Annotated in this window: 21 protein-coding genes, 1 tRNA gene and 1 riboswitch; of the genes, 4 read left to right on the top strand and 18 right to left on the bottom strand. The window is 62.2% G+C overall.

What is annotated here, in order from left to right:
* Positions 1-899: 899 nt before the first annotated feature.
* The 11 genes from G7048_RS21890 to G7048_RS21840 form a co-directional block, all read right to left on the bottom strand.
* The gene (locus tag G7048_RS21890; RefSeq protein WP_166070161.1) at positions 900-2,645 is read right to left on the bottom strand and encodes a class I adenylate-forming enzyme family protein; all 1,746 of its coding nucleotides are present in this window, start codon (positions 2,643-2,645) and stop codon (positions 900-902) included.
* A gap of 1 nt (position 2,646) precedes the next feature.
* A complete protein-coding gene (locus tag G7048_RS21885) occupies positions 2,647-3,771 on the bottom strand; it encodes an acyl-CoA dehydrogenase family protein (protein WP_166070160.1) in 1,125 nt (374 codons plus the stop codon).
* A 46-nt stretch (positions 3,772-3,817) separates the two neighbouring features.
* Complete coding sequence (locus G7048_RS21880; protein ID WP_166070159.1) at positions 3,818-5,017, bottom strand: acyl-CoA dehydrogenase family protein; 1,200 nt, start codon at positions 5,015-5,017, stop codon at positions 3,818-3,820.
* 13 nt (positions 5,018-5,030) lie between these two features.
* Positions 5,031-6,134, bottom strand: a complete 1,104-nt coding sequence (locus G7048_RS21875) for an MBL fold metallo-hydrolase (RefSeq protein ID WP_240933067.1) — start codon at positions 6,132-6,134, stop codon at positions 5,031-5,033.
* A 4-nt stretch (positions 6,135-6,138) separates the two neighbouring features.
* Positions 6,139-7,950 carry a long-chain-acyl-CoA synthetase gene (locus tag G7048_RS21870; protein ID WP_166070157.1) on the bottom strand — a complete coding sequence of 604 codons (1,812 nt, stop codon included), beginning with the start codon at positions 7,948-7,950 and terminating at the stop codon, positions 6,139-6,141.
* 61 nt (positions 7,951-8,011) lie between these two features.
* Complete coding sequence (locus tag G7048_RS21865) at positions 8,012-9,193, bottom strand: acyl-CoA dehydrogenase family protein (RefSeq protein ID WP_166070156.1); 1,182 nt, start codon at positions 9,191-9,193, stop codon at positions 8,012-8,014.
* Between the two features lie 22 nt (positions 9,194-9,215).
* On the bottom strand, positions 9,216-10,388 hold the full coding sequence (locus tag G7048_RS21860; protein WP_166071115.1) for a lipid-transfer protein: 1,173 nt from the start codon (positions 10,386-10,388) through the stop codon (positions 9,216-9,218).
* 32 nt (positions 10,389-10,420) lie between these two features.
* Positions 10,421-10,837, bottom strand: coding sequence for a MaoC family dehydratase (locus tag G7048_RS21855; protein ID WP_166070155.1), 417 nt, complete (start codon positions 10,835-10,837; stop codon positions 10,421-10,423).
* 33 nt (positions 10,838-10,870) lie between these two features.
* Positions 10,871-11,980 (bottom strand): acyl-CoA dehydrogenase family protein, encoded by a 1,110-nt coding sequence (locus tag G7048_RS21850; protein WP_166070154.1) that lies wholly within the window; start codon positions 11,978-11,980, stop codon positions 10,871-10,873.
* Positions 11,981-11,998: 18 nt separating this feature from the next.
* Positions 11,999-12,955, bottom strand: coding sequence for a Zn-ribbon domain-containing OB-fold protein (locus G7048_RS21845; RefSeq protein WP_205750303.1), 957 nt, complete (start codon positions 12,953-12,955; stop codon positions 11,999-12,001).
* An 18-nt stretch (positions 12,956-12,973) separates the two neighbouring features.
* On the bottom strand, positions 12,974-13,777 hold the full coding sequence (locus G7048_RS21840; protein WP_166070153.1) for an SDR family oxidoreductase: 804 nt from the start codon (positions 13,775-13,777) through the stop codon (positions 12,974-12,976).
* A gap of 108 nt (positions 13,778-13,885) precedes the next feature.
* Here G7048_RS21840 and G7048_RS21835 point away from each other — a divergent pair, with 108 nt between their 5' ends.
* Positions 13,886-14,698: an enoyl-CoA hydratase gene (locus tag G7048_RS21835; protein ID WP_166070152.1), complete on the top strand. Its 813-nt coding sequence runs from the start codon at positions 13,886-13,888 to the stop codon at positions 14,696-14,698.
* Positions 14,699-15,191: 493 nt separating this feature from the next.
* Here the strand turns inward: G7048_RS21835 and G7048_RS21830 are convergent, their stop codons facing one another.
* Complete coding sequence (locus tag G7048_RS21830) at positions 15,192-15,989, bottom strand: SDR family oxidoreductase (protein ID WP_166070151.1); 798 nt, start codon at positions 15,987-15,989, stop codon at positions 15,192-15,194.
* A 198-nt stretch (positions 15,990-16,187) separates the two neighbouring features.
* On the opposite strand from G7048_RS21830, the gene G7048_RS21825 reads away from it, so the two are divergent.
* The 3 genes from G7048_RS21825 (at position 16,188) to G7048_RS21815 (ending at position 19,011) form a co-directional block, all read left to right on the top strand.
* Positions 16,188-18,329 carry an NAD(P)/FAD-dependent oxidoreductase gene (locus tag G7048_RS21825; protein WP_166070150.1) on the top strand — a complete coding sequence of 714 codons (2,142 nt, stop codon included), beginning with the start codon at positions 16,188-16,190 and terminating at the stop codon, positions 18,327-18,329.
* A 261-nt stretch (positions 18,330-18,590) separates the two neighbouring features.
* Positions 18,591-18,821, top strand: coding sequence for a hypothetical protein (locus G7048_RS21820; protein WP_166070149.1), 231 nt, complete (start codon positions 18,591-18,593; stop codon positions 18,819-18,821).
* A gap of 115 nt (positions 18,822-18,936) precedes the next feature.
* Positions 18,937-19,011 (top strand) — tRNA-Val (locus tag G7048_RS21815).
* A 153-nt stretch (positions 19,012-19,164) separates the two neighbouring features.
* Here the strand turns inward: G7048_RS21815 and G7048_RS21810 are convergent.
* The 6 genes from G7048_RS21810 to G7048_RS21785 are packed head-to-tail and all read right to left on the bottom strand — an operon-like array spanning position 19,165 to position 25,108.
* Positions 19,165-19,932 (bottom strand): SDR family oxidoreductase, encoded by a 768-nt coding sequence (locus tag G7048_RS21810; RefSeq protein ID WP_205750418.1) that lies wholly within the window; start codon positions 19,930-19,932, stop codon positions 19,165-19,167.
* A 22-nt stretch (positions 19,933-19,954) separates the two neighbouring features.
* Positions 19,955-20,980, bottom strand: a complete 1,026-nt coding sequence (locus G7048_RS21805) for an ABC transporter substrate-binding protein (RefSeq protein WP_166070147.1) — start codon at positions 20,978-20,980, stop codon at positions 19,955-19,957.
* 16 nt (positions 20,981-20,996) lie between these two features.
* Complete coding sequence (locus G7048_RS21800; protein ID WP_166070146.1) at positions 20,997-21,803, bottom strand: ABC transporter permease; 807 nt, start codon at positions 21,801-21,803, stop codon at positions 20,997-20,999.
* Positions 21,800-22,546 carry an ABC transporter ATP-binding protein gene (locus G7048_RS21795; protein ID WP_166070145.1) on the bottom strand — a complete coding sequence of 249 codons (747 nt, stop codon included), beginning with the start codon at positions 22,544-22,546 and terminating at the stop codon, positions 21,800-21,802. The genes G7048_RS21800 and G7048_RS21795 overlap by 4 nt, the downstream gene beginning before the upstream one ends.
* A 19-nt stretch (positions 22,547-22,565) precedes the next feature.
* A complete protein-coding gene (locus G7048_RS21790) occupies positions 22,566-24,017 on the bottom strand; it encodes an acyl-CoA reductase (protein WP_166070144.1) in 1,452 nt (483 codons plus the stop codon).
* Positions 24,014-25,108: a long-chain fatty acid--CoA ligase gene (locus G7048_RS21785; protein WP_166070143.1), complete on the bottom strand. Its 1,095-nt coding sequence runs from the start codon at positions 25,106-25,108 to the stop codon at positions 24,014-24,016. The genes G7048_RS21790 and G7048_RS21785 overlap by 4 nt, the downstream gene beginning before the upstream one ends.
* A 76-nt stretch (positions 25,109-25,184) precedes the next feature.
* Positions 25,185-25,276, bottom strand: a riboswitch (TPP riboswitch).
* Positions 25,277-25,380 lie beyond the last annotated feature (104 nt).

The following is a 25,380-nucleotide window of genomic DNA, read 5'->3' as shown; positions in this document are numbered from 1 at the left end:
GGACTACACACAGACCCCTACTCCTTCGTCCATATGGATATTTCTTACTGCTTGGTGGTTTTTTGATTTTTTTGTTTGGGGCTTGTGGTTGTTGGGTTTGTGTAGGTTTTCTCTTGGCTTACTGCTGTGAGGGGTTTGATTGCGGGGGCCGGGACTGCCCCCGGCGGGGCAGTAACTTTTTTGCTTGCGCACAAAAAAGTCACCAAAAAATGCGCTTGAATTCGGGGACACGCGGCAGAACTCAGCTTCGCGCCGTGGCGCTCCGTTCGGACAACCGCCGCGAGTCAGTGGTTTCATAAGAGGTGTGTCACGGCACTTCGCGTTGCTCGTGCTGCATCTCGCGACTTCGCGAGATGCCTATGTGCGAGCTTCTGCGCCATTTTTTTACTTCCGTTGCGGCGCTTGATCCGTCGCACTCGTCCGTGGATCGCGCGGCCGGTATTGCCCCCTCGCCCGCTGGTGGGAGAGGGTTGGGGTGAGGGTGGAACCCAGCACGAGCGAAGCAAAGTGCCGTGTCACTCCCCGACCCAATCCCCCGCCCTTCTGGCCACGCCTGATTCTGGAGATTCGTCCGGCTGTTTTGAGCGGCAAGTGCCGATCAAAACTTCCACATCTGACTCACGGCAGCTGTTTGACCAGAGCGCCTTCGGCGCGCCGGGAGTTCTGCCGTGCAGTCGGACGAATCTCCAGAATCAGGTCGCCCGTAGCGCAAGCGAAGGGTCGTGGACAGCGGGCTCGCCTTCTTTTGCCTACTTTTCTTGGCGAAGCAAGAAAAGTAGGTCGCCCGCCGGGGCGAGTCCCGGCCAGCCAGCCCCAAAAAACGACAAAGGCCCGCAAACGCACCAAAGCGCCGCAGGCCCCAAGAAATCAACCTCTACATAGAATATGAAAAGCGAATATCAGCCAGGCACGGCAGTGCCCCACTCCTCCACCAACTTCCGAAGATTCGACTTCAACATCTTCCCCGCCGGATTCCGCGGCAACGGCTGCCCCCTCACCACGATGAGATTCGGCACCTTGTACGCAGCCAGTCGCTGCCCCACGAACTCACGCAATTCCGCCTCGCTCACGTCAGCGCCCGGCTTGCCGACCACCACGGCCACCACCTGCTCGCCCGTCACTTCGTGCGGCATGGAGAACACCGCCGCCTCGTCCAGCGCGTCGTGCTGCATCAGGCAGGACTCGACCTCCACCGCCGCGATCTTTTCGCCGCTGCGGTTGATCACGTCCTTGATGCGGTCGACGATGGTGAGCACGCCGTTGGCATCCAGCACGCCGATGTCTCCCGTGTGGAACCAGCCGTCTTGCACCGCCGCTTGCGTGGCCTGGGGTTGGGCCCAGTAGCCTTGCATCAGCGTCACGCCGCGCAACCAGACTTCGCCTGCCTCGCCGACAGGCAAAACCTCTCCGTTCACCCCGGAAATGCGCACGTCGATGATGGGCGACAGCGCACCGGATGCGGCTGGGCGTTCTTCAAACAGACGGCCCGAGCAGGCTGCGCAGACGCCGTTCGACTCAGTCAGGCCGAAGCCGATGCCGGACATGCGGCCCGGAAATTTTTCGAGCACGTCGGTGATCAGACGCTGGTGCAGGCCCGCGCCTCCAAAGCCCAGACCCGACAGGTTGCCGGAGTTCTCGGGTTGCTCGAAACCTGGTTGTCCGATCAGTTGCTGCACCATGCTCGGCGCGCCATTGAACTGCGTGACGTTTTCTTTGCGGATGATGTCCACGGCGGCCTGCGCATCCCAGCGGTGCACGAACACCAGTCGGCGGCCGTGGCGCAGCGAGATCAGCAATTGCGCGTGCAGGCCGCTCACATGGAACAGCGGCACGGCCGACAGCGTGGTGGGCTGCAGCTTGCGCGCCATGATGCGGCCCACGGCCTCGGGCGAGGACATGGCCGCCACGGCACTGATGTAGTCGATGTTGAAGATCGCCTGACAGACCGCGCGCTGGCTCGATTCCACGCCCTTGGCGCGGCTGGTCGCGCCGGAGGTGAACAGGATCAGCGCCTGATCATAGGGCTTGAGTGCGGGTGCGTCATAGCCGTCATGACCGGGCGCGATCAGGTCGATCCAGTTGACATCGCCACCTGCTCCGTCGACCACCACCACCTTGGGCACAGTCTTCAGATTTTGGAGGCTCGCGCCCACGCGTTCAAAACGGTCTGTGTCGCAGATCAGCCAAGCGGGCGTAGTGTCTTCCAGATTCGACATCAGCTCGCTGTTCAGCCCGAAACTGTTGAGCGGCACGGGCACCGCGCCCAGCAAGGCCACGGCCACGAAGGCCACGGCCCATTCGGGGCGGTTGCGCATGGCGATCGCCACGCGGTCCCCGGCCTTCAAGCCATGCTGCTTCTGCAGTCGGCTGGCGGCAGCATCGGCGGCGGCGAAGAAGCGGTCAAAGGTCCAGCGGTCTTCACCGTAGATCAGAAACTCCATCGCGCCATGCGCGCGGCCCGCGTTGAGCACGTCGGGCAACGAGGGGAACGCATTGCGGTAGGCGCTTGCCTTGCTGCCGTCGGCGAGTTCGACCTGCACCAATTCGAAAGGTGCGCCGGGCGATGTGAGCTGCGTGCGCAGGGCATTGACCTGCGCGGCAACGCTGCCCAGCGGTGTGGATGGTTGTTGTGGTGCGCTGCTCATCTCAGAAACCTTTCAGCGTCGCGTAACGGTCGCGGTGGAAATTGCCATCGCCCAACGTGCGCTGCAGAACGCGCGCGCGCTTGAAGAACAGGCCCAGGTCGAGCTCGTCCGTCACGCCGATGCCGCCGTGCAACTGCACCGCTTCATTGCCCAGCTTTTCGCACAGATCCGACGCCTTGGCCTTGGCCAGACTGCACAGCAGCGGCACGTCACGTTCGCGGCCCGAATCGATGGCTTCGAGCGCGGCAAGCACGCAGCTCTCCAGCAGTTCAAGCTCCACATACAAGCGCGCGGCGCGGTGCTGCAGTGCCTGGAAGGAGCCGATCTTCACATCGAACTGCACGCGTTCTTTCAGATAAGCCACCGTGCGGTCGAACATCTCACGCAGCAGGCCCAGCGCTTCCGCAGACAGACACGCGCGAGCGCGGTCCAGCACTTCGTCGAGGGCCTTGCGTGCAGGCTCGGCGGCCAGCGCCATGTCGGCGTTCAGCGCCACGTTGTCGAAGGTGACGCGCGCGTGGTTGCGGCTGTCCATCATGGTCACGGCATGCACCCTCACACCGGGCGCATCGGCGGGCACCAGCCACAGCGTCAGCTCGGCCAGCGGACCGGCGGCGACGATGAACGCATCCGCGCCCACGCCATCCAGCACGAACTGCTTTTCGCCCTGCAACTGCATGCCTGCACTGGACTTCGCCACACGCGTCTTCATGGCAGACGAGAGGTGTCTGCCGGACGATTCATCGAGCGCCAGTGCAATGCGTTTTTCGCCGCTTGCAAGCGCTGGCAACCACTGCGACTTCTGCGCGCTGCTGCCTGCGCGGATCAACAGTTCCGGCGCGATCACGGCCTGCGTGAGCAGCGGCTGTGCGGAGAGCTGGCGACCGATCGCCTCGAACACCGCGCCCATGCCCAGATAACCGGCCTGCAGGCCATCGTGCTCTTCGGGCAGCACGGCCACGGGCCAACCCATTTCCACCATCTGCTGCCAGACCTTGGCATCAAAGCCCAGCGCGGACTTGTCATCGCGCAGCTTGCGTTGCTGCGCCACGTTGGCCTGCTCGGACAAATACGCCACGGCGCTGTCCTTGAGCAGTTCCTGCTCCTGCGACAAAAGCATCGTCATTTCGTTGTCTCCCATTCTTGGTTTCTGCAATGCGCTGCTGCGGTCTTCACGCGGGAAGATCGAGCACGCGCTTGGCGATGATGTTGAGCTGCACTTCGGAGCTGCCACCCGCAATCGTGTAGGTCTTGGAGCGCAGCCAGGTGCGGCACAGGTCGATCTCTTCGGCGCTGAAATCCTCGCCCTCCCAACCCAGACCACGCAGGCCCATCACCTGCTCCAGCAGTTCGTACTTGGCCACTTCCTGCTCGGTCTGCACCAGCTTCATGATGCTGCCGGGCGCGCTCACGTCCTTGCGGGCGAGTGCCATTTCGGTCACGCGGCGATGCGTGAGCGTGAACGACTGCGCGTTCATCAGCACCTCGGCCAGCTTCTGGCGCAGTGCGGCGTCTTCGAGCTTGCCGTCGTCACCGCGCTCCAGATATTCGAGCGTCACGGCCAGCGCGTCGGCTGACGGAGCACCGCCTTCGGTGAACTTGGACATGGCCGCGCGTTCGTGCTGCAGCAGCTTTTTGCCCAGCGCCCAGCCCTCGCCCTCCTTGCCGACCAACTGACGCACGGGCACGCGCACGTCATCAAAAAACACCTGACAGAAGCTCGACTTGCCGCTGATGAGCTCGATGGGTTTGACGGTCACACCCGGCGCCTTCATGTCGATCAGCAGAAAGCTGATGCCTTCCTGCTTTTTCGACGAGTTGTCGGTGCGGACCAGCGCGTACATCCAGTCGGCCTTGTCGCCGTCCGACGTCCAGATCTTGCCGCCGTTGACGATGTAGGCCTCGCCCTGCTCGTCGCTCACACGCCGCGCGGAAGTCTTGAGGCTCGCCAGATCGGAGCCTGCATTCGGCTCGGAGAAGCCCTGGCACCAGCGCTGCTGGCCCTTCATCATGGGCACCAGATGTTCGAGCTTCTGCTCGTGCGTTCCGGCTTCGAGCAGCACGGGGCCGAGCATCCACACGCCCAGGTTGTACTGCGGTTGGCGGCAGCCAAGGCGCGACATTTCGGTTTCCAGAACGCGAGCCTGCTTGGGGTTCAAGCCACCGCCGCCGTATTCCTTCGGCCACGATGGAGCGAACCAGCCGCGCTCGCGCATGCGCTCGAACCAGACCTGCTGGTCCTCGTTCAAGAACTGCAGCCTGGAGCTGCCCCACACCATCTCCTCGGTCACGATGGGACGGCGCATGCTTTGCGGGCAATTGCTGTCCAGCCACGTGGAAACTTCCTGCTTGAATTCGTCGAGTTCCGCCATTTCCTGTCTTCCTTCACACTGCCCGCGCGTACGCGTCTATGTTGTCAGTGCCGGATGAGCGTTGTAGCTCACCTGCGGCGCGCAGATGGTTCAAATGCGCTATCGTTTCCCCTAGTGCCATGAGATGGTCAACCGGGCTGCGCAATCGGGTGAACAGCACCTTCATCAGCTCCCACGCCGAAGCGCTGGGCACGCTCGCCAGATGCGCCCTGATCAAATCGAACTGCTGCTCGTGGTGAGCAACCACTTCATGCGCACGTTCGCGAACGCCCAGAAACACGCCCTGATGCGATGGCAGCACCAGCGTGTCCGCAGGAAGTTCTGCTAACCGCAAGGTCGATTCCAGCCACACGGTGAGCGGACTGCCCTCGGGCTCGATGGGCGAGACCATCACGTTCGATGTGATGCGCGGCAGCAGTTGATCGCCAGCGATCAGAATGCCGTCCCGCGCGTTGTACAGGCACGCGTGCTCAGGCGAATGGCCCTCGCCCACGATCACCTGCCACTCACGTTCGCCGATCTGCAGCACATCGCCAGCGCGCATACGCTGGTAGCTGAACGGTGCCTGCGGCATGAACGGGTCCTTGCGCATCGCGCCGACCATGCTCTCCAACTGCTCGTCGCTCACACCTGCGCGGTGGTAGAACGCGCGGTGCGTCTCGGGCAGCGGATCGGGCGGTGGCCCCATCACGCCGCGCAGCATCATGAACTCGCCGAACGTCATCAGCAGCGGCACGCCAAAGCGTTCCTGCATCCAGCGCGCAGCGCCCGCATGGTCGTAATGGCAATGCGTGCAGATCAAGCGCGTCATCGGTTGACCAGCCAGCGTTTCGCCGAAGATCCTTTTCCAGACCTCGTGCGTGCGTGGAATGCCCAGGCCCGTATCGACCACCGCCCAACCGTCGCGGCCTTCGTAGCGGTCGCGCAGCAGGTAGCAGTTGATATGGTCGAGCGACATGGGCATGGGAATGCGCGCCCACATCAGGCCGAGCGCGATCTCCACCAGCGAGCCGTCGCTCGGCGGCGGCTCGATGGGGTAACGCAGCGGTGACTCGGCTTTGGGCCGGGCAGCCACTGGCGGCGCAGCGGACGCAGCGGGGGTAGCGGGAGTAGCCACCGCGTTATCCACGGAGTGCTTCCTGCAGGGCCGCTGGCGTGAACGGCACATAGGTCTTCAGGCGATCATCACGCACGTAGAGCGGGTCCTTCACCAGCGCTGTGTCGAAACCCTGCTTCTGCAGATCGACCTTGCGCAGCTTGTAGTTGCCGGTCATGTCGGGCGCATCCATCAAGCGCACGAACAGCGGCGCGGCGTAGCGCGGCAAACGCTCCAGCGCGAGCCGGTAAAACGCGTCCGCATCGAACGACACGCCATCGACCATCACCAGTGCCACCATGCCCGCGCGGCCATCGTGTCCCGGCACCTGCACGCCATAGACCGTGACCGCATCCGCGCCAGGATATTCCACCAGCGCATCGGTCACTTCCATGGTCGAGACGTTCTCGCTCTTCCAGCGGTAGGTATCGCCGATGCGGTCCACAAACCAGCAGTAGCCATGCTCGTCGCAGCGCAGCAGATCGCCCGAAGTCCACCACGCATCGCCCTCCGCGAACACGTTGCGCAGAATTTTTTTCTCCGTCGCCTCGGCGTTGGTGTAGCCCTCGAAACGCCCCGCCAGCACCTCGGGATGCGAGATCACCATGCCCAACGCCTCACCGGGTTCGTTCACACCCGCAAGCTGCAAAAAGCCCTTGTCATCGCGGATGTAGTCGCCCTTTTCCTGATCGAAGCGGACGAGGCGCAGATTGGTTTTTTCCCAGAACGGAACACGTCCGCACGAGCCGACATGGTTGTCCAGATTGATGGTGTTGGTGTTCGATTCAGTCCCGCCCCAGCCTTCGAAAATGCGGAACTGGTGGCCGAAGCGGTTCACCCACTGCTGCCAGATTTCGGTCGTCAATCCCGTTCCAGCCATCTTGCGCAGGCTGTGTTGCTTGTCGTCGTCGGCAGGTGGCACGCTCAGCAGAAAGCGGCAGATCTCGCCCACGTACTGGCAGAAGGTGATCTGGTAGCGCCGCACATCGTTCCAGAACTCGCTGCGGCTGAACTTGCGGCGCACGACCAGACTCGCGCCGGAGCTGAGCGCCGTGGACGTGGCCGACATCGACGCTGCGCCGTGGTACAGCGGCAAGAAGCAGTAGAAGCAGTCGCTCGAATCGGTCTCCCACAGCAGCTTCATCGCGTCACCCGCCATCAGCCAGCGCGCGTGACTCACCACTGCGGCCTTGGGCAGACCCGTGGTGCCGGAGGTGAAGATGTACTGCGCGGTATCGCCCGCGCGCAGACCTTCGCGCCACTCGGCAGGAACGGCAGCGCCATCTTGCTGCGCGGCGAGTTGCTGCAGATCGTCACCGAACGCCGAGCGCAGTTCAGGCGCGGCGGGACGCTCGGCATCAGGCCACTGGAAATAGACCAGCGAATCGCTGATGCCATCGGTCTCGGCAAAGCGCGGCATGCACTCCTCGCCCACGATGGCATAGCGCGCGCCGGTCACCTCCAGCGCATGCGCCAGCGGCTTGCCGCTGACATGCGTGTTGATGAACGCGGCCACCGCACCCACTTTGGCGATGCCCATCCATGCGAAGAAAAACGCCGAGCGGTTTTCCATGGACAAGGCCACCACATCCCCCTTGCGCACGCCCGCGATATGCAAGGCGCGGGCCACTTGGTTGGCCCGGGCGTTGAACTGCGCATAGGTGTAGCGCAGGTCACCTTCCATGAGGAACACTTTCGCGCCGAATTCCTTTGCGCAATCCTCCAGCCGATCCGCCGTGGTGAATGGCGTGGACGCCATGTACTTGGTGGCGATCGGGCCACGGCGGTCGAGGATTTGCTGTGTCTGCTCGCGCGGGACGACAGTCGATGCACTCATCTGTTTGTCTCCATCTCGTTGGTATGTCTTGTTATTTCTCGGATTCCGGGCGGAACTCCGCTCAGCGCACCGGGCGCGGCATGCCCAGGCCGAACTGCGCGATCAGCTCGCGCTGAATCTCGTTCGTGCCACCGCCGAAGGTGTTGATCGTGTTGGCACGCAGTTCGTACTCCAGCTCGCCCATCAGGTAAGCCGCAGCCGAATTGCCACGCACCAGCGCGCTGCTGCCCACGATGTCCATCAGGCGGTTCAGGATTTCGATCATGTTTTCCGAACCGTAGACCTTGGTGCTCGACGCAAGGCCCACATCCATCGCGCCCGCTTCCAGATCGGCGGCGATGCGGAAGTTGTACAGGCGCATGGCTTCAAGGCGCGAATAGCACTCGGCCAGACTGCGACGCACCCATGGCAGATCGACCGCGCGGCGGCCCTGCTCGTCCTTGGCCTTGGCCCATTGCAGCACCTTGGTGAAGGGACCGAACACCTTGTCGGACCACGAACCGAGGCCCAGACGCTCGTGGTTGAGCTGCGCGGTGATCAGCTTCCAGCCGCCGTTGAGCTCGCCGATCAGGCGATGCGCAGGCACCTTCACGTTGTCGAAATACGTGGCCGCTGTGAAGTTGCCCACGGTCTGGATCAGCGTGTGCGAGAAGCCCGGATCGCGCGTGTCCACCACCATGATGGACACGCCTTTGTGACGCGCCAGTTCCTGGTTGGTGCGCGCGGCCAGCCACACGAAGTCGGCCGACTCGATGCCCGAGGTCCACAGCTTCTGGCCGTTCACGACGAAGTGGCCGGTCTGCAGATCGCCCTGCAGTTGCGCCTGCGTCTTGAGCATCGCAAGGTCGGAGCCCGCGCCGGATTCGGAATAGCCGATGGCGAAGATGATCTCGCCAGTCGCCATGCCGGGCAGGAATTCCTTCTTCTGCGCCTCGGTGCCATGCTCCATCAGCGCGGGGCCAACGGTGTTGATGGTCACGAAGGGCAGCGGCGCGCCAGCGATGTTGGCTTCTTCAAAGAAGATCAACTGCTCGGTGGCCGAGAGGCCCTGGCCGCCGAACTCCTTGGGCCAGCCGATGGCCAGCCAGCCATCGCGGCCCATCTTGCGGATCACGGAGCGGTACTCTTCGCCGCTTTCGGCACCGCGCATGCGGGCCTTGAGTTCCGGCGTCATGAGCGCCTGGAAGTAGTCACGAACCTTCAGGCGCAGCGCGTGCTGTTCGGGGGTCAGATCGATGAACATGGTGTGCTCTCCTAGCCTTCGCTTACGCTTCGTCGCCAAGAATCAGGCCGCTGGTGGGCACGCCCGTGCCAGCGGTCACGACCATGTTGTGCACGTCCTTGACCTGATTGACCGCCGTGCCGCGCACCTGGCGCACCGCTTCGGCAATGCCGTTCATGCCGTGGATGTAAGCCTCTCCAAGCTGGCCGCCGTTGGTGTTGATCGGCAGTGACCCACCGCGCGCATGCTCGCCCGCACGGATGAAATCCTTGGCCTCGCCACGCGGCACAAAACCGAACTCTTCGAGCTGCGGCAGCACGAACGGCGAGAAGTGGTCATACAGAATCGCGCTCTGCACATCCTTGGGCGTGAGACGCGCCTGCGCCCACAGTTGCTTGGCGACATGGCCCATCTCGGGCAGGCCGGTGATCTCCTTGCGGTAGAAAGAGGTCATGCTTTGCTGGCCTTCGGTCACGCCTTGCGCGGCGGCCTTGATGAAGACCGGCTTGGCCTTGAGGTCGCGCGCACGCTCGCTCGATGTGATCACCATCGCGACCGCGCCATCGGATTCCTGGCAGCAGTCCAGCAGATGCAATGGCTCGCAGATCCAGCGGCTGGCCTGATGCTCTTCGAGCGTGATCGGCTTGCCGTAGAAGAACGCGTTGGGATTGGTCGAAGCGAAGTCGCGCACGGCCACGGCCACGCGGCCAAAGTCTTCACTCGTTGCGCCGTAGGTGTGCATGTAGCGACGCGCGAACATGCCGACCCACGATGCGGGCGTGTGAAAGCCGTGCGGCATGTACCAGCCGTAGTTCACGTTGTCGAAGAACGGCGTGCTGCCGAAGCCGTAGCTGCCGGTGCCGAAGCGATACCAGCTGCGCTCGTTCATCGCGCGGTACACCACCACGGTCTTGCAGACACCGGTGGCCACGGCCATCGCCGCATGCAGGATGGGCGCGCAGGCCGCGCCGCCGCCGTGCGGAACTTGCGAGAAGAAGTTCACATTGCGCGCACCCAGCAGACGCGCGATTTCGTATTCGGGCACCTTGTCCACCGAGTACGACGAGAAGCCGTCGACCTCCTTGGGATCGATGCCTGCATCGGTCAGCGCGGCCAGCGTGGCCTCCATCGCCAGACGCAGCTCTGTGCGGCCTGAGTTCTTCGAAAATTCTGTGGCACCCAGACCCGCAATCGCTGCTCGGCCGGAAATGTTCATGTCAGTCACTGGAAGTCTCCTCCGAATCTGGTTCAGGCAAATGCCACTTGCACGGTGCCGCTCACATGCGATCCCATGGAGTTCGTGCCCTTGAGCGTGATCTGCACGCTGCGCTTGGCGTCGTCCTTGGCGGTCACCGCGCCGGTGAACTTCATGCTGTCGCCGGGATAGTTGGGCGCGCCGAGCTTGATCTTCAGATCGAGCAGTCGCGCCTTGGGGCCTGCCCAGTCTTCGACGAAGCTCTGCACCAGACCGTTGGTGGTCAGGATGTTCATGAAGACATGCGCGGAGCCGAGCTGGCGGGCAGCTTCCAGATCGTGGTGGCCGGGAAAATAGTCGCGTGTGGCGATTGCGCCGCCTGCGATCAGTGGCACGGTGATGGGCACGGTCACAGTGGGCAGTTCATCGCCGGTGCTCACCGATTCAAAGCTTGGGTGTGTGGTTGTCATGTTCTCAATTCCTGTTCGCCTGTTCGCGGCGCATCAGCGGGCTTCGGGAAGGTCGTACTTCCAGCCGAGGTTGTCGTTGTCGGCCAGCCACTGGCCCAGTGCTTCGAGATGGTGTTCGCCACTGCCCACCTCGACGGCAAGCGCGCGGCACCAGAACAGGAAGCGGTGCATCGGGTAGGTCACATCCACCCCCATGCCGCCATGCACGTGCTGCGCCACGCGGCCCACTTTCAGACCCAGCTCGTTGGACTGCGCACGCAGCGCATGGGCCTGCGGAGCGCTCGGCAGATGCTCGTCGAGACGCCACACCAATTGGCTCAGCGTGCTGCGCTGCGCCTGCATGAGGATGTAGCCATCGGCCATCTGACCCGCGACCAATTGGAACGAACCAATAGGACGGTCGAACTGCTTGCGCTCGCTGACATACGCCACGGTGCGTTCGAGCTGCGCCTGCGTCACGCCCTGCTGCAGAGCCGCTGTGCTGGCAATCGCGTATTCGCTCACCCAGCGCACGGCCGCCTCGTCCAGCGTGGCGATTGCGGGTGCGTCGAACAAGGTCACGTCGGCCACGGCGCAGTAGTCCTCGCGCATGCCTTCGGCCTTCTGCACACCGGCTGCGGCCAGATCGACCAGCACCAGCTGGTTGCCGTTCGACGCCTTGGCCGCCGCCAGCAGATACCTGGCCTGCGCACCCAAGGCCACAGCGTGCAACTTGCCGTAGACCTTGCCGCCTTCGACGCGCAGTTGCGCACCGTGGGAACTGCTCAGGCTTTCAAGCGACACACTGATCAGTTCGCCCTGCATGGCCGCCTGCACCGCCTGCTCTGCAGCGGCATTGCCAGTCAACGCGGCCAATGCGCTGGCGGCGACTTGCGTCTGCCACAGCGGCACTTGAGCCAGTGCGCGGCCCTGCTGGATCAGCACGGCCAGCAGTTCGGTCATGCCCAGACCCAGACCGCCCGCCGATTCGGGAATCAGAATGCTGTGCAGCCCTGCCGACACGCATTGCGGCCACAAGTCCTGCATGAAAGGCTTGCCGCTGGTGTCGTGCTCGCGCAGCTTGTCATCGGTGCAGTAGTCGGCAAACAGGCTTTGCGCCATGTCCGCAAACGCGCGCTGGTCTTCCGAGAGTTGGAAATCCATGTTCTTGATCTCCCGGTTTCAGGCCACGACGCGGAACTGCGGCAGCGTCATCTCGCCATCGTTGAAGGTGTTGAATTCCACCTGCACCTTCTGGCCGATCCTCACGTCCTGCGGCTTGATGCCCACGAGTTGCGCGATCAGGCGCGTGCCCTCTTCCAGCTCGATCAGACCAATGGGATTCGGATGGTCGAACGGCGGCACTTCGGGGTAGTGCATGACGACGTAGGAATACACCTCGCCCTTGCCGCAGGCCTGCACGGCGTCCCATTCGAACGATTGGCAGTGCGGGCAGACGGGGCCCGGCGGATGGTTCAGCTCGCCGCACGACTTGCAATGCTGGATCAGCAGCTTGCCCTGCTGCACGCCGTCCCAGAAGAAGCGGTTGTCATCGCTGATGCCGGGCGCCGAGCGCTTGATCTTCGGAATGCCCGCAGACTTCTGATCGGCGGCAGCGGCTGGTTGTGCGTTGGCCGGACGGAACTTGAACACGCGGAAAAGCAACTGGCCCACATGCTCGTCATCGCCCCGGAGCGCGCCGATGGAGAAGTAATCCATGATCAGCGTGACGAAGTAACCCGTGCCCAGCGCCGTGGTCTTCTCGTCGCCCACGCTGTCCAGACGCGTGGTGTAGTACAGGTCTTCGCCCTCGACCACATCGCGGTCGAATGTGAGTTCGGAATTCACCGCCACGGTCGACGCAAAGCCTTGCGCGTCCAGCAGCTTCACCACTTCGTATGGATTTTCCTTGGTGGAGCCCGGCGGGTAGTTGTTCTGCACCGGCCCTTCCATGCACCAGACCTGCAGCATGCCCGGTGGCGCGATGACCTTGCCATCGGCGTTGGTGCGCACATTCACGTTCATGATTTCGCACCACTGGCGAATCATCGGTGTGTTGACCTTGTCCCAGGCATACACGCGCCCATACTTCTTGCCCACGAGGGCGCGGACTTCCGCCATCCAGTCTTGATCAGTCAAGATTGTCTCCTTTGAAATTCACTTGGTTGTTTGTTGTGTGTTGTGCTCGGCGTTGGCGGCACCCAGAAACGCGGGTCGCTCGCCCCCTCCATGCAGCAGCAGATTCGTGCCGCTCATATAGGAAGCGCGCGTTGAAGAAACGTAGAGGCAGGCCTCGGCGATGTCCTGCGGATCGGCCAGACGGCCAGCGGGAATGGTTTGCGCGACGGAGGCAATGCCTGCCTCATCGCCGTAATGCAGCGCCGACTGCTCGGTGCGCACAAGGCCGGGGCTCACCGCGACCACACGCACCTTGGGCGCCCACTCCACGGCGAGCGAACTCACCAGACTCAGGACCGCCGCCTTGGCAGCGCCATAAGCTGCCGTGCCCGGCGAAGGACGCAGCGCGCTGATGCTGCCGATGCAGACGATCACGCCGCCGTCATCCTGCTTTTGCATGACCGCATTGGCAGCCTGCGAGGCATGCAGCGTCGAGAACAGATTGAGGCGCAAAACGCCTTCATGAAAACGCGGAGACACCGTGGCTGCATCCACCGCAGGCGCACCGCCCGCGTTGTTGACCAGCACATCGAGCCGACCATGGCGCTGCACCACTTGATCGACCAGTTCCTTCACCGCAGAGGCTTCACGCACATCGCAGGCAATGAACTCTGCAGTGCGACCATCAGCGGCAGTTGGCAACGCCTCGGGCTGCTGCCTTCCACAGACCACCACGATCGCACCGGCCTGCAGATAAGCCTGCGCGATGCCCTTGCCGATGCCCTTGGTGCCACCGGTCACCAGAACAACGCGTTGTTGAAATTCTTTGTCGTTTGCTTGCATGCATGGCAATTTAGATTTCGCAAGCCCTTGCAGATACGTCCAAAAGGACGATGCCCACGGACTAGGGGCAAACGACGATAGGCCCCAAAACAAGCCGCGGAGACACCCATGCAAGACACGGAAAACACAGAGCTCAAGCCAGTCGCTACAGAGAGCGAACTGCTGCTGGAACGCCCCGAAGACGGCATCGCCGTGGTACGCCTGAATCGCCCCCATGCCACCAACGCACTGAGCCTTTCGCTGCAGTCCGCGCTGTCACATACGTTCCACCAACTGAGCCACGACGACAGCGTGCGCTGCATCGTGCTGACCGGCGGAGACAAAGTCTTTGCCGCAGGCGGCGACATCAAAAGCATGGATTCGTGCGGCCCCATCGAGATATTGAAGCGCCACACCGAACGCGTGTGGGCTCCGATAGAGACCTGTCCCAAACCCATCATTGCCGCAGTCAACGGTTATGCCTTCGGCGGCGGCGCAGAACTGGCCATGCACTGCGACATCATCATCGCGGGGAAAAACGCCAGTTTTGCCCAACCCGAAATCCGCATCGGAATCATGCCCGGCATCGGCGGCACGCAGCGTCTGGTGCGGGCCGTAGGCAAGTTCAACGCCATGCGCATCCTGCTCACCGGCAGACCCATTGCCGCGCAGGAAGCGCAGATCATGGGACTCGTCAGCATGGTCTGCGAGGACGATCAGGTGCAGCACGAAGCGCTCAAGATGGCACGGCAGATTGCGGCCATGCCGCCGCTGGCAGCAGAGCAAATCAAGGAAGTGGTGATTGCAGGCATGGATGCGTCCCTGGACACAGCACTCATGCTCGAACGCAAAGCCAATCAGATCCTCTTCGCCACGCAAGACCAAAAAGAAGGAATGAACGCGTTCATCGAAAAGCGCCCTCCCAAGTTTGAAGGGCGTTGAGTTTCTTCGTTTTGTACGAAGCCTTATGGCTTCGATTGGTCAGTCGTTTGGGGGCGCCAAGACAGCCCCTCATACTTTGTTGCGAAGCCTTGCCGTATCGGCATACTGTCTGCGCCTTCGCGTCGCGTCTGAGGGGCTGTCTTGGCGTTGTGGTACCAGTACGAAAGCCCACTTCGCTTCTCAAGCTCGCTCCAAAAAACCAAGTCAAATTCGGCACGCTACTCGCACACAAGCATCTCGCGAAGTCGCGAGATGCAGCACGAGCAACGCGAAGTACCGTGACACACCTCTTATGAAACCACTGACTCGCGGCGGTTGCCCGAACGGAGCGCCTACGGCGCGCAGCTGAGTTCTGCCGCGTGCCCCCGAATTCAAGCGCGCTTTTGGTGACTTTTCGCGCGCCAGCGAAAAGTTACTCGCCCGCCGGGGCGAGACCCGGCACCCGCAATCAACCACCAAACCGCACTGAGCCAAGAAAAAGAAAAAACCCTACTCAAAACAGAGTAGGCCTCATCTGCGCATCAATCCCCCCATCCACACAAATCTGCGCCCCATTCACATAACTGGCCGCATCACTCATCAAAAACAAAACCACAGAAGCCATCTCCGCCGGATCAGCCCGACGCCCCATCGGCGGCAAGAACTCCGCAATCGACTTCGCAAACCGAGGATCTTGCGCACTGGCCTGCAGCAAGGGCGTCTCGGTCGCCCCAGGCGCAACGGAGTTCAAACGCACGCCTTCCTTGCCCCAAATAACGGACCGCTTGCGCATCGCCACTGTCAAACCGTTCTTGCTGCCTGCGTAAGCCAGATTCCCACCCTGCTCTCCCGCGCCATCGACAATCGCCTGCGCCATCGCATCGTTACCCGATTCAAACGCGGCAGCCAACGGATTTTTCTCCCAAGGCAGGTGAGCGGACGCCACCGAAGAAATCACCACGGCAGCGGGCGACTGACCTTGCTTCAACGCAGGAAACAAGCCATCAAGCAGCTCGACCGCACCAAAGTAATTGACCGACACGATCTTGCCTGCCGGGCGGATATGCGTGCCCAGACCAGCGCACAGCACCAGACCATCGAGCACGCCGCCGCACGCGGCCAGAGCGGCTTCCACGGCCTGCTTGCGGCCTTCGGCGGTGGACAGATCGGCGATGATCTCCGCATCGCGCACGTCGATGCCGATGACCTTGTGACCTGCGGCTTCGAGCGCCTTGCGCGTGGCGGCTCCGATGCCGGTGGCGCAGCCGCTCATGACGATGGTCGGGGTGGTGTTTCTTGAGGTTGAGGACATGGTTGTTGAGTCTCCAGATTAGCTGTTGGGCACATCAAATCCCAGTCGCAGCCAAGCGACCACCTACAAACGGACGATGTAGTTACCCCAGTGGAAATTTAATGTTGCGCTTTCTACACTGCAGCCCGGCATCCCACAAGGGCGAGCGAGTGACAGCAAGGTCAACGCAGTACAAATCACAAAAGGACGACAACCCCGATGAGCAGCACCAGCAGCAACAATCCGCACGCATCCCTTCTGCAGCCCGGCCGCATCGGCAAGATGGAGCTGAAGAACCGCATCGTCATGGCCCCCATGGGCGAGAACTTCGGCGGCGACGACGGCCTGTGCGGCGAGAAGACACAGGCCTACTACGAGGAACGCGCGGCGGGCGGCACCGGGCTGATCGTCATGGGCACGGCCGCCGTGTCCTGGCCCACCGGCACGAGCGAGCCGCATCAGCTCGGCATCTCCAACGACGATTTCATTCCGGGTCTGGCCGAAGTCACACGCCGCGTGCATGCGCATGGCGGCAAGGTCGCCATCCAGATCAACCACAGCGGCAAGGTGGCCGCGCACGACCGCGCCTGTGGCCGCGAGATGTGGGTGTCGTCGATTCCGCCCGCAGCGCCCGTGCCCGATGCCATGCGCACCATCACGCCCAAGGAGTTCTCGACCTTCGTGGGCGTGGGGCCGCACCCCGAGCGTTACCGCGTGATGGACAAGGCGGACATCGAACAGATGATCGAGTGGTATGCCGCAGCCGCAGTGCGGGCGCAGAAGGCGGGCTTTGACGCGGTGGAGGTGCACAGCGCTCACAACTACATGATCGCCAATTTCCTCTCGCCCTTCTTCAACAGCCGCACCGACGAATATGGCGGCAGTCACGAGAACCGCACGCGTCTGCTGCGCGAGATTCTGGCCGAGGTGCGCAAGCGCGTGGGGCCCGACTTTCCGATCTGGGTGCGTCTGGACGCCGAAGAAATGCACACGCCCGGCGGCATCACCATGGACGAGGCCCTCAAGACTGCCAAGGTGGCCGAAGAGTTCGGTGCCGATGCGATCAGCGTGTCGGCCTACGCGCGCATGCCCACGGGCTCGGCCTTCACCGATGCGCCCATTCCGCAAAAGCAGAACGCTTATCGTGAGTTCGCCGCCCAATACAAGAAGGCAGTGAAGATCCCGATCATCTCCGCTGGCCGTTGGGAACTGGACGACGCAGCCCATGCACTCACCAAAGGCGAGATCGACTTCGTCGCCATGGGCCGCAAGCTGCTGGCCGAACCCGACATGGCCAACAAGCTCGCGGCCAATACCGCCAAGGATGTGCGCCCGTGCATCTACTGCTACGCCTGTGTGAGCGAGATTTTCATCAACAACGGCATCAAGTGCGCGGTGAATGCGCGCGTCGGCCACGAGCATGAATCGACCATACAGTTCGCGCAGAAGTCCAAGCGGATTCTGATCGTCGGCGGCGGCCCTTCGGGCATGGAGGCCGCACGCGTCGCCGCGCTGCGCGGTCACCATGTCACGCTGGTCGAGCGCAGCGATCGTCTGGGCGGCACGCTGTTCTTCGCCGCCCTCGCCTATCCTGAAAATGGCCGTCTGCTCGACTATCTGGTCCAGCAGATGAAGCACCCGAACATCGACGTGCGCCTGAACACCACGGTCGATGCCGCGCTGATCGATGCGATCAAGCCCGACGAAATCTTCGTCGGCACAGGTGCCAAGCGTGCCGCGCCCGCCATCGAAGGCGCTGAGCAGAACCATGTGTGGAGCGGCGATGAGCTACGTCGCCTGATGACCGGCGACCGCGCCGACGAGATCGCGAAAGCCAAGCTCAGCCTGACCGAGCGCGCCATGTTCAAGGCCGGCGGCATGCTCGGCGTGACCGACAGCACCAACGCGATCCAGAACCTGTCCAAACTGTGGATGCCGCTGGGCAAGCGCGTCGTCATCATCGGCGGCGGTCTGGTGGGCTTGGAGCTGGCCGAATTCCTGCTTGACCGAGGCCGTGAAGTCACCGTGCTCGAACCCGGCACCCATGCAGGCACGGAGCTCGCCATCGTCCGCCGCTGGCGCGTGATCGAAGCCGTGAAGGCCCACGGCAAGCTGCAACTGCTCGCCAAGGTGCAGCGCATCACCAAGAAGGAAGTGATCTGGACCGACAAGTCCGGCGAGCAGCACATCACCACCGCCGACTCGGTCGTCATCGCACTCGGCGCGCAGCCCGACGCAAGCGTGGCCGAATCAATCGCCGCCATGACGCAAGTCCCCGTGCAACAACTCGGCGACAGCAACACGCTCGGCTACATCGAAGGTGCAATGCACAGCGGCTACCGCGCTGGCGCAATGATCTGATCCTCAGCTCCATTCATCGCTCATGAAACGGGTCTGCGGTGCGCAGGCCCGTTTTTATTCAGGCTGTGCACACCGCAACCGCCCCTTCAGACAACTTTCTGCAAAACGGAATCACAAGCAAAGCTGAAAAGCTTGCCCTATAAAAGCGCGCATTTGCTCGCAATGGATTAACAATTAGATGACAATCACAGTTCTTGCCACGCCGGGAGGCTGATTCAGACTTCCAGCGCCCCAGCCCAACCGCAGAGTGACTGTGACGCTATGGATTTGACAAAAAACGAACTGGCCTACTTCAGCGACATCGGGGCTCTGGAGCATGACGCCTTTGGTCGACTGGTATTCATCGGCCTGTCGTACGTGGAGAGTTGGGAGCTCAAATGCTTTCACGACACTTATCTGCAGCAGGAGCAATGGGCCAACCCGGAACGCTACGTGGAGCTCATGGTCCGACACGAGCGAGCACGACTCCAATGCAACCAACCACAGCACTGATGGCTGCCCCCGAAGCGCATCCCAGAAAATTCCTTGCGATTTGAAAATCCCCACAGAATTCATGCGCTATAATCGATGGCTTAGCGCAAACGACACAGCAATGTGCAAGTTTGACGGGTGATTAGCTCAGCGGTAGAGCACTGCCTTCACACGGCAGGGGTCACATGTTCGATCCATGTATCACCCACCAATTTCAAAAGCCTCTTGATTCTCGGATCAAGAGGCTTTTTGTTTTGGTTCGCCGCGAAGACAGCACCCCATCTGGGTAAGCAGCCAATGAAGGCAAGATGGATGGTCGTCGCGCCAACCCTGTCTTGACCCCTCTTCGTTTCTGGCTACCGAATCAGCGCATCACCAACCCGCCATCCACGAACAGCACCTGACCCGTCATGAACCCGCTGAGTTCGGATGCCAGAAACAGCACCGGCCCGGCCACATCTTCGGGCCTTGCCAGCCTGCGCAGCGGCGTGGCCGCCATCAGCGATTCGCGAAAGGATTCCTTGGTGCTCTGGCTGCCTTGTGTGGGATAGACCAGACCGGGTGCCACGCAGTTCACGCGGATGCCCACGGGCCCCAGTTCACTGGCCAGATTGCGGCTGAAAGCGACCAATGATGCCTTGGCTGTGGTGTAGTCGTGATACGGCACGACGGGATGTTCGACCAGATTGCTCACGATGTTGACGATGCTGCCGCGCGCGCGTTGGCGCATCTGCGGCAGCACGGCGCGGCAGACGTTGAAGGCCGCGCCCACGGCACCATCGAACTGGGATCGGTAGTCGTTCCACTCCAGATCATCGAAGCGACTGCGACGCTCGGGATCGAAGGCATAAGGTTTGAATGCGTTGTTGACGACGATGTCGATTCCGCCCGCTTCGCGCACGATGCTGTCGACCATATCCTGCACCGCAGCCCGCGAACCCACATCAGCCTTGATGGCCCAGGCATCGCCGCCAGCGGCCTCGCAAGCAGCCACAGTCCGGGCTGCCGCGGCATCGTTGGAAAGGTGGTTGATCGCCACTGTCGCGCCTTCTCGCGCGAAGGCTGTGGCGATGGCAGCGCCAATGCCACGGCTCGCGCCCGTGACCAGCACCACCTTGCCGCGCAGGTTCATTGCAGATGTTTGAACTGCCATTTCAGTTACCCGGCAGCAAACTGGTATCGACCACATCAGCCACCTTGATCTGGCGCGCAATCATGCCGAGCGCACGATAAGTATCCGCTCCCTTTTGCAGCGAAGCCAGATCAAAGCTTCCGAGTTGTGGAGCACGCGCCTTGCCTTGCGCGCTGGGTTGGGCGGACGCATTGCGCAGCTTGATCACATCCCGATTGATGTCGCGATGGGTGCCGTCGATGGCCCGTTTGACAGCGAGCGTCGCGGCCTCCTCGGGGTGGGCGATCATCCAGGCAACGCTGTCGCGGTAGCCTTTCAGAAAAGCCTTGAGCAGATCCTTCTTTTCGCGCAGCGTGTCTTCGCGCACGACGAACATGTCGCTCGAAATGTTCAGGTGGTCGCTCACGTTCATGACGTTGATCTCGCCCATGCCCTTGCGCAGGCCAACGGCCAGACCGGTATCGGTGGCAGCCGTGGCATCGACCTGCCCCTGCATCAGCGGTGCGAAGTTGAGCAGGCCAGTGACGACGATGGTCACATCGGACTCCTTCAGACCCGCCTGATGCAACAGCACCAGCAGGTTCTGGCGTGTGCCGCTGGAAAGGCTGTAGACGCCGATCTTCTTGCCCTTCAGATCTGCAGGCTTCTGGATACCCGACGACTTGAGCGAGACCACGTTGAACACGTTCTGCGGGTAGATGTCGTAGATGGCAACCAGCTTTTCGCCCTTGTCCAGCGCCATGAAGAACGAGCCGGGATCGGTGAACGCCACATCGGCCTGACCGGCAAGCAGGTTGCGGATCGCGTCACCACCGCCTGCTCCGGGCAGATAGGTCAGCTCCACGCCCTGTGCTTTGAAAAAGCCTTTGTCGGGCTCGGCAAGAATATTGGTGATCTCGCTGATCGGTTTGCTCCAGCCAGCCAGGCGAATGTTTCCCTGCGCTTGTGCTGCAAACGCTTGGCCCGCAAGCGACAAGCCAGCGAGACCCGCGCTTGCACTCAGCAGACTGCGGCGAGAGAAGATGGGAGTCGATGTAGAAGTGTTCATGACGAAATGGTCTCGATCAGGAGTTGCCGCCCGAGAGCGAATGGGAAACTGGGAGGACATGCGCAAAAGCATGCGCGCGCAAAAGCCGGCGTTCCAGCACAAGGCAAAGTTGGTAGAGCACCAATCCAATGGCGGCAATCAGCACCAGCGCGGCGAACATCAATGTTGTGTCCATCATCCCTTGTGCGGCGATGACGACGGCGCCCAGCCCTTTGCTGGCGCCCATGAATTCGGCGACGACCACACCGACCAGCGCCAGCACCACCGCCACGCGCAGCCCCGCAAGAATCGCGGGCAAGCCCGTGGGCAGCTTCAGTCGCAGCAAGGTCTGCAGCCGGGTGGCACCCAGCATCTGAAAGAGTTGCAGGCGCTGCGCATCAACTTGCCGAAGCCCCGTCAGCGTGTTCTCCATCAACGGAAAAAAGCAGATCAGCGCCGTGATCAGCACGGTCGGCAGCATGCCGAATCCAAACCAGAGCACGAACAGGGGTGCAAGTGCCAATTTGGGAACCACCTGGCTGACGACGACATAAGGTTTGAAAACGCGCTCCAGCAAGCGGGACTCGGCCAGTGCCATTCCGACCAGCAGGCCGAATACGCTTCCCGCCAACAGGCCCAGCAGCAACGCCTGCATCGTCGAGACAACATGGGGCCAGAAATACCCCGTGACCAAGCCTGACCACAGCGATGCCGCGATGGCCGACGGCGCAGGCAGCACCAGCGCAGACAAGCCCCACTGGCGAACCATCAGCTCCCACGCGGCGAGCAAAATGACGAGCAGCGCTGCGGACAGAAAATGTGCCTTGAACGGCGTGACGGTCATGCGCTGCTCCTGTCCATGGAAGCCCGCACCGCAGCGCAGTATTCATTGAAAACTGCACCATGGCGCATGGCTTGCGTGCGCGGCGCAGACAGTTCGATGCGCCAGTCATCCACGATGCGCCCTTCGTGCATGAGCGCGATGCGGTCACCCAGATAAACGGCCTCATTGATGTCATGCGTGACGAACAGCACGGTAGTGCCGCGCTCGCGACTGGTGCGCAGCAAGTCGTCCTGCAGTTCCGCGCGCGTGATTGCGTCGAGCGCAGCAAAGGGTTCGTCGAGCAGCAACAGCGGCGGCTCCAGAATCAGCGCACGCGCCAGCGCCACACGGCTTTGCTGTCCACCGGAGAGTTGACGCGGGTGGTTTGGCGCATGAGCGGACAGACCCAGTTGATCGAGCAACTGAAGTGCCCGGTCCACGTCCTGCTTGGCAGGTTTGCGCTGCAACGACACAGGCAGCAGCACGTTGTCGAGCACGGTAAGCCACTCCAGCAGCGTAGGTGCCTGGAACATGAAGCCCAGCTGCGGCCCCGGCGCTGCCAGTTCACCGCCATTCAACAGAACGCGCCCCGACTGCGGACGAAGCAACCCGGCTGCCAGTTTGAGCAGCGTGGTCTTGCCACAGCCGCTGCGGCCCAGCAGGCAGTGGAATTCGCCTGTCTGCATCTTCCAGCTCACGCCGTTCACCACCGGCGCACGGCCCGGATAGGTGAACACGGCATGGTCGATATCGAGAAACGCCATCGCAGTCAGTCCGTGCGCATCAATCCGCATAATCAGCGAACGGCTGCGCGGCCCATTCGGCCGACTGTTCGATCTCGGTCATCCGCACCAGATCGACAAGGTTGAATCGCCCATCGTGATGCCAGCCTGCTTCGGGCATGCTCATGGAACCAATGGCGGCGATGCGCGTGACACCGGCTGCGCCCAGCAGCTCGGCCAAGCGGTACAAATTTTCGGGTCCGGCAGCAATGCCCGCAGTCTGCAGATACTCGCGCTGCGCGGCAACCACGGGGACCACGTCGTCCAAGCTGTCCACGCCGACGACGTATATCGTGCGATACAGCGCGGTCGGCGACAGCGACTGCAGGCTGTCGCTGTAGGCCACGCTCCATGGCGCATCGGCGGGGCCGATCAGCAAATCGTCTCCGGCGCTCCACTCCACGCTTTGCTGCCACTTGGCAACAGCCGCACTTTCTTCCAGATCGAGATCGCGACGCGCAAAGCGCCGCTGCAGATTGGCCAGCTCTGCCGCCAAATAATCGGCGAAAGCGCGCGGCGACACAGGCGCACCGCGCTCGACATAAAAGACATGCGGCGAGTAGCAACCCTGCTGGTCGTATCGCATGACATCCCACGCCGCCAAACGCGCGAGCGCAGGAGCCTTCAACGTATCCAGCGCAGCAGCACCAATCAAACCAAAACCCAGCTTGTGCCCATGCGGCAGAAAGCGCGTGGTCACCGGCAAGCGTTTGCGCAGTGCGTCGAGCGTATGGTTGCCTCCGTAAGCGAGCACGGTGTCTGCCTTGGCGTAGAGCGCATCGGCCTCCTCGCCGCCTGCGCCGCTCCACCAGACCACTGCAAGGCAGTCGGCGAGCGGTGGATGAATCTCAGCCAGCAGCCGTGCAAACCAGCCTGCGAACAACGGCTCGGCACTGGCCAGTTTTCCGATGGCTGGTGCCTTGACCAACAGGCCGCACACCAGACTCCACAGCGACAGCGCAGGCACATTGCCAGCCCAACTGTGCACCAGCAGATCAGGGCCATAAGCGCGTACAGCACCGCCTTTGGGTGCGGGCTGAAATCCATCGAGCACGGCAGGATTGGCAAAATCCTCAGCCACAAAGCGACGCAGTTGCGCGGCACGGAAAGTCTTGAAATAACCTGTCAATCCCAACCGCACCATGTCGGCGTCGTAGCCACTCACCACGGGCAACAAGGCTTCGGCCTGTTGGCGAAAGGGATCGTTGCGATCGAGAAGACGGGCGATGGCGCGGTCGATCACATCGATGATGTCTGCCACGGTCATCGTGCGCAGATGACGGTTGGCGGCTTCGCGCACGCGGTCCGCCAATGCATGCATCTGCGGCCCGGTCAGCATGGGCACCGAGACTTCAAGCCGCATTCCATTGCGCTGGAAAGGCAGGACATGCCACTGCACCTCATCGACCTGCAAACCGGGCAGATAGCCCGCAGTGACGCGCTCAATCCTCATGCCGCCGTGGCCTTCACGAACTCTTCAACGGCAAGCGAGCAGCCCTTGGCCGCAGCGCCTTCCGCACGCCCTAGCAGCAGAAAACCACCATCGGCCCACAGAGCCACATCTTCGGTCAGGATGGTGCTGACCGCGTTGTAATTGCCCAGATCGCAATGCACCAGAATGCCGCGCTCGCCCGGTGGCACATCGCGGCCCGTGATCGGCTCGACCAGTCGCGAGCGAATCCAGTGCGGCCCCGATTTCACCGAAGGCAGCGTCGCATTGCCATCGTCGTAGAACTGCGTGCTCAGTTCGGTCATGCCATACATGTTGATGCAGTGCGTGCGCGGAACGCCGAAGAGGCGCGCCAGATCGGCGTAGAACTCTTCGAGCGGCAACTCGCGCGACTGGCCCTTGTAGCCGCCGGTGTCGAGAATGCGGCTGCCCGCAGGTAGTTGAAAGCTGCAGCCTTGCTCGCGCAGCGCGTCCATCACATGCACAAGGCTGAAGCTTGCGCCGAGCAGCGCATATGGCTTGCCGCTGCGCTGCGACTCTTCCAGCGCGGCGCACAAGCCAGGCACGTCGAGACCCTCGGGCGTCAGATAGTAGCGGCTGTCTTCCGTGCCGAACTCCGACTTCGCAAGCGCCAGATAGTGCGCCAGCGACGAGTTGGGCATCGCCACTTCGTCAGGAAACAGAATGCCCATCGGCATGCGCTCCACGCCTTGCATGAAACGCTTGGCGAAGTTGCGCGTCATCGACAGATCGTAGACATCGAGTTGGGGGTGAAAGTGCCGTCCACGCGCCGCGCGACCCGTGGTGCCGCTGGTCATGAACACGCGCTCGTTCGGCGATGCGGGCTCGCTGCGCAACTCCATCGCCTTGAACGCATCGATGGGCACGGCAGGAATGTCGCTCCAGGTTTTCACATTGCGCAGCGTGGCTCCGCGGCGCTGGCAGAAGCTGCGAAACGGCGCATTGAATTCGTACTGGTGAGCGAACAGGCGCAGGGCGAGTTGATTGAACTGGTCATCCGTGCAACCGTCTGCCGCGATGAATGCGAGCAGGTCTGCGACCAGCAGGTCGGCCTGAGCCGTGGCCTTGTCCATGAAAATCCTTCGAGAGCAGCAAACGTGAACGTGTTGCTCCGAAGACTCCCGCACGCGGCGCATTGGAGTGCGGTGACGCGAGGAGAAAAGCTCTTCTTCCGCCGGAATGACCCGGTTCAAGTTCTCGGGTGTGGATCTCAGCACAGGCGTGCACCCCGGAGCGAGCACTATCTTACCGTAGAAGCGATGGCCTTTCGCGAGGGCAAGCGCTCCAATCCCTCCGTGCGCGAAGCTTGCACCGCATTGAATATAGGGGGAGTCGAGCGAGCCGT

Origin of the sequence: Diaphorobacter sp. HDW4B (assembly GCF_011305535.1) — a bacterium.
GTDB lineage: Bacteria > Pseudomonadota > Gammaproteobacteria > Burkholderiales > Burkholderiaceae_C > Diaphorobacter_A.
Note: the sequence above shows the minus strand (reverse complement) of the source record. Positions and strands in the feature narration are given on the sequence as shown.

Bases quoted from the DNA above. Each gene is read 5' to 3' on its own strand.
- G7048_RS21810 (WP_205750418.1), bottom strand. From the start codon at position 19,932: ATGAACCTGCGCGGCAAGGTGGTGCTGGTCACGGGCGCGAGCCGTGGC.
- G7048_RS21850 (WP_166070154.1), bottom strand. From the start codon at position 11,980: ATGGATTTCCAACTCTCGGAAGACCAGCGCGCGTTTGCGGACATGGCG.
- G7048_RS21795 (WP_166070145.1), bottom strand. From the start codon at position 22,546: ATGGCGTTTCTCGATATCGACCATGCCGTGTTCACCTATCCGGGCCGT.
- G7048_RS21805 (WP_166070147.1), bottom strand. From the start codon at position 20,980: ATGAACACTTCTACATCGACTCCCATCTTCTCTCGCCGCAGTCTGCTG.
- G7048_RS21800 (WP_166070146.1), bottom strand. From the start codon at position 21,803: ATGACCGTCACGCCGTTCAAGGCACATTTTCTGTCCGCAGCGCTGCTC.
- G7048_RS21790 (WP_166070144.1), bottom strand. From the start codon at position 24,017: ATGAGGATTGAGCGCGTCACTGCGGGCTATCTGCCCGGTTTGCAGGTC.
- G7048_RS21885 (WP_166070160.1), bottom strand. From the start codon at position 3,771: ATGACGATGCTTTTGTCGCAGGAGCAGGAACTGCTCAAGGACAGCGCC.
- G7048_RS21840 (WP_166070153.1), bottom strand. From the start codon at position 13,777: ATGCAAGCAAACGACAAAGAATTTCAACAACGCGTTGTTCTGGTGACC.
- G7048_RS21825 (WP_166070150.1), top strand. From the start codon at position 16,188: ATGAGCAGCACCAGCAGCAACAATCCGCACGCATCCCTTCTGCAGCCC.
- G7048_RS21785 (WP_166070143.1), bottom strand. From the start codon at position 25,108: ATGGACAAGGCCACGGCTCAGGCCGACCTGCTGGTCGCAGACCTGCTC.
- G7048_RS21855 (WP_166070155.1), bottom strand. From the start codon at position 10,837: ATGACAACCACACACCCAAGCTTTGAATCGGTGAGCACCGGCGATGAA.
- G7048_RS21865 (WP_166070156.1), bottom strand. From the start codon at position 9,193: ATGTTCATCGATCTGACCCCCGAACAGCACGCGCTGCGCCTGAAGGTT.
- G7048_RS21835 (WP_166070152.1), top strand. From the start codon at position 13,886: ATGCAAGACACGGAAAACACAGAGCTCAAGCCAGTCGCTACAGAGAGC.
- G7048_RS21870 (WP_166070157.1), bottom strand. From the start codon at position 7,950: ATGAGTGCATCGACTGTCGTCCCGCGCGAGCAGACACAGCAAATCCTC.
- G7048_RS21830 (WP_166070151.1), bottom strand. From the start codon at position 15,989: ATGTCCTCAACCTCAAGAAACACCACCCCGACCATCGTCATGAGCGGC.
- G7048_RS21890 (WP_166070161.1), bottom strand. From the start codon at position 2,645: ATGAGCAGCGCACCACAACAACCATCCACACCGCTGGGCAGCGTTGCC.
- G7048_RS21820 (WP_166070149.1), top strand. From the start codon at position 18,591: ATGGATTTGACAAAAAACGAACTGGCCTACTTCAGCGACATCGGGGCT.
- G7048_RS21880 (WP_166070159.1), bottom strand. From the start codon at position 5,017: ATGGCGGAACTCGACGAATTCAAGCAGGAAGTTTCCACGTGGCTGGAC.
- G7048_RS21860 (WP_166071115.1), bottom strand. From the start codon at position 10,388: ATGAACATTTCCGGCCGAGCAGCGATTGCGGGTCTGGGTGCCACAGAA.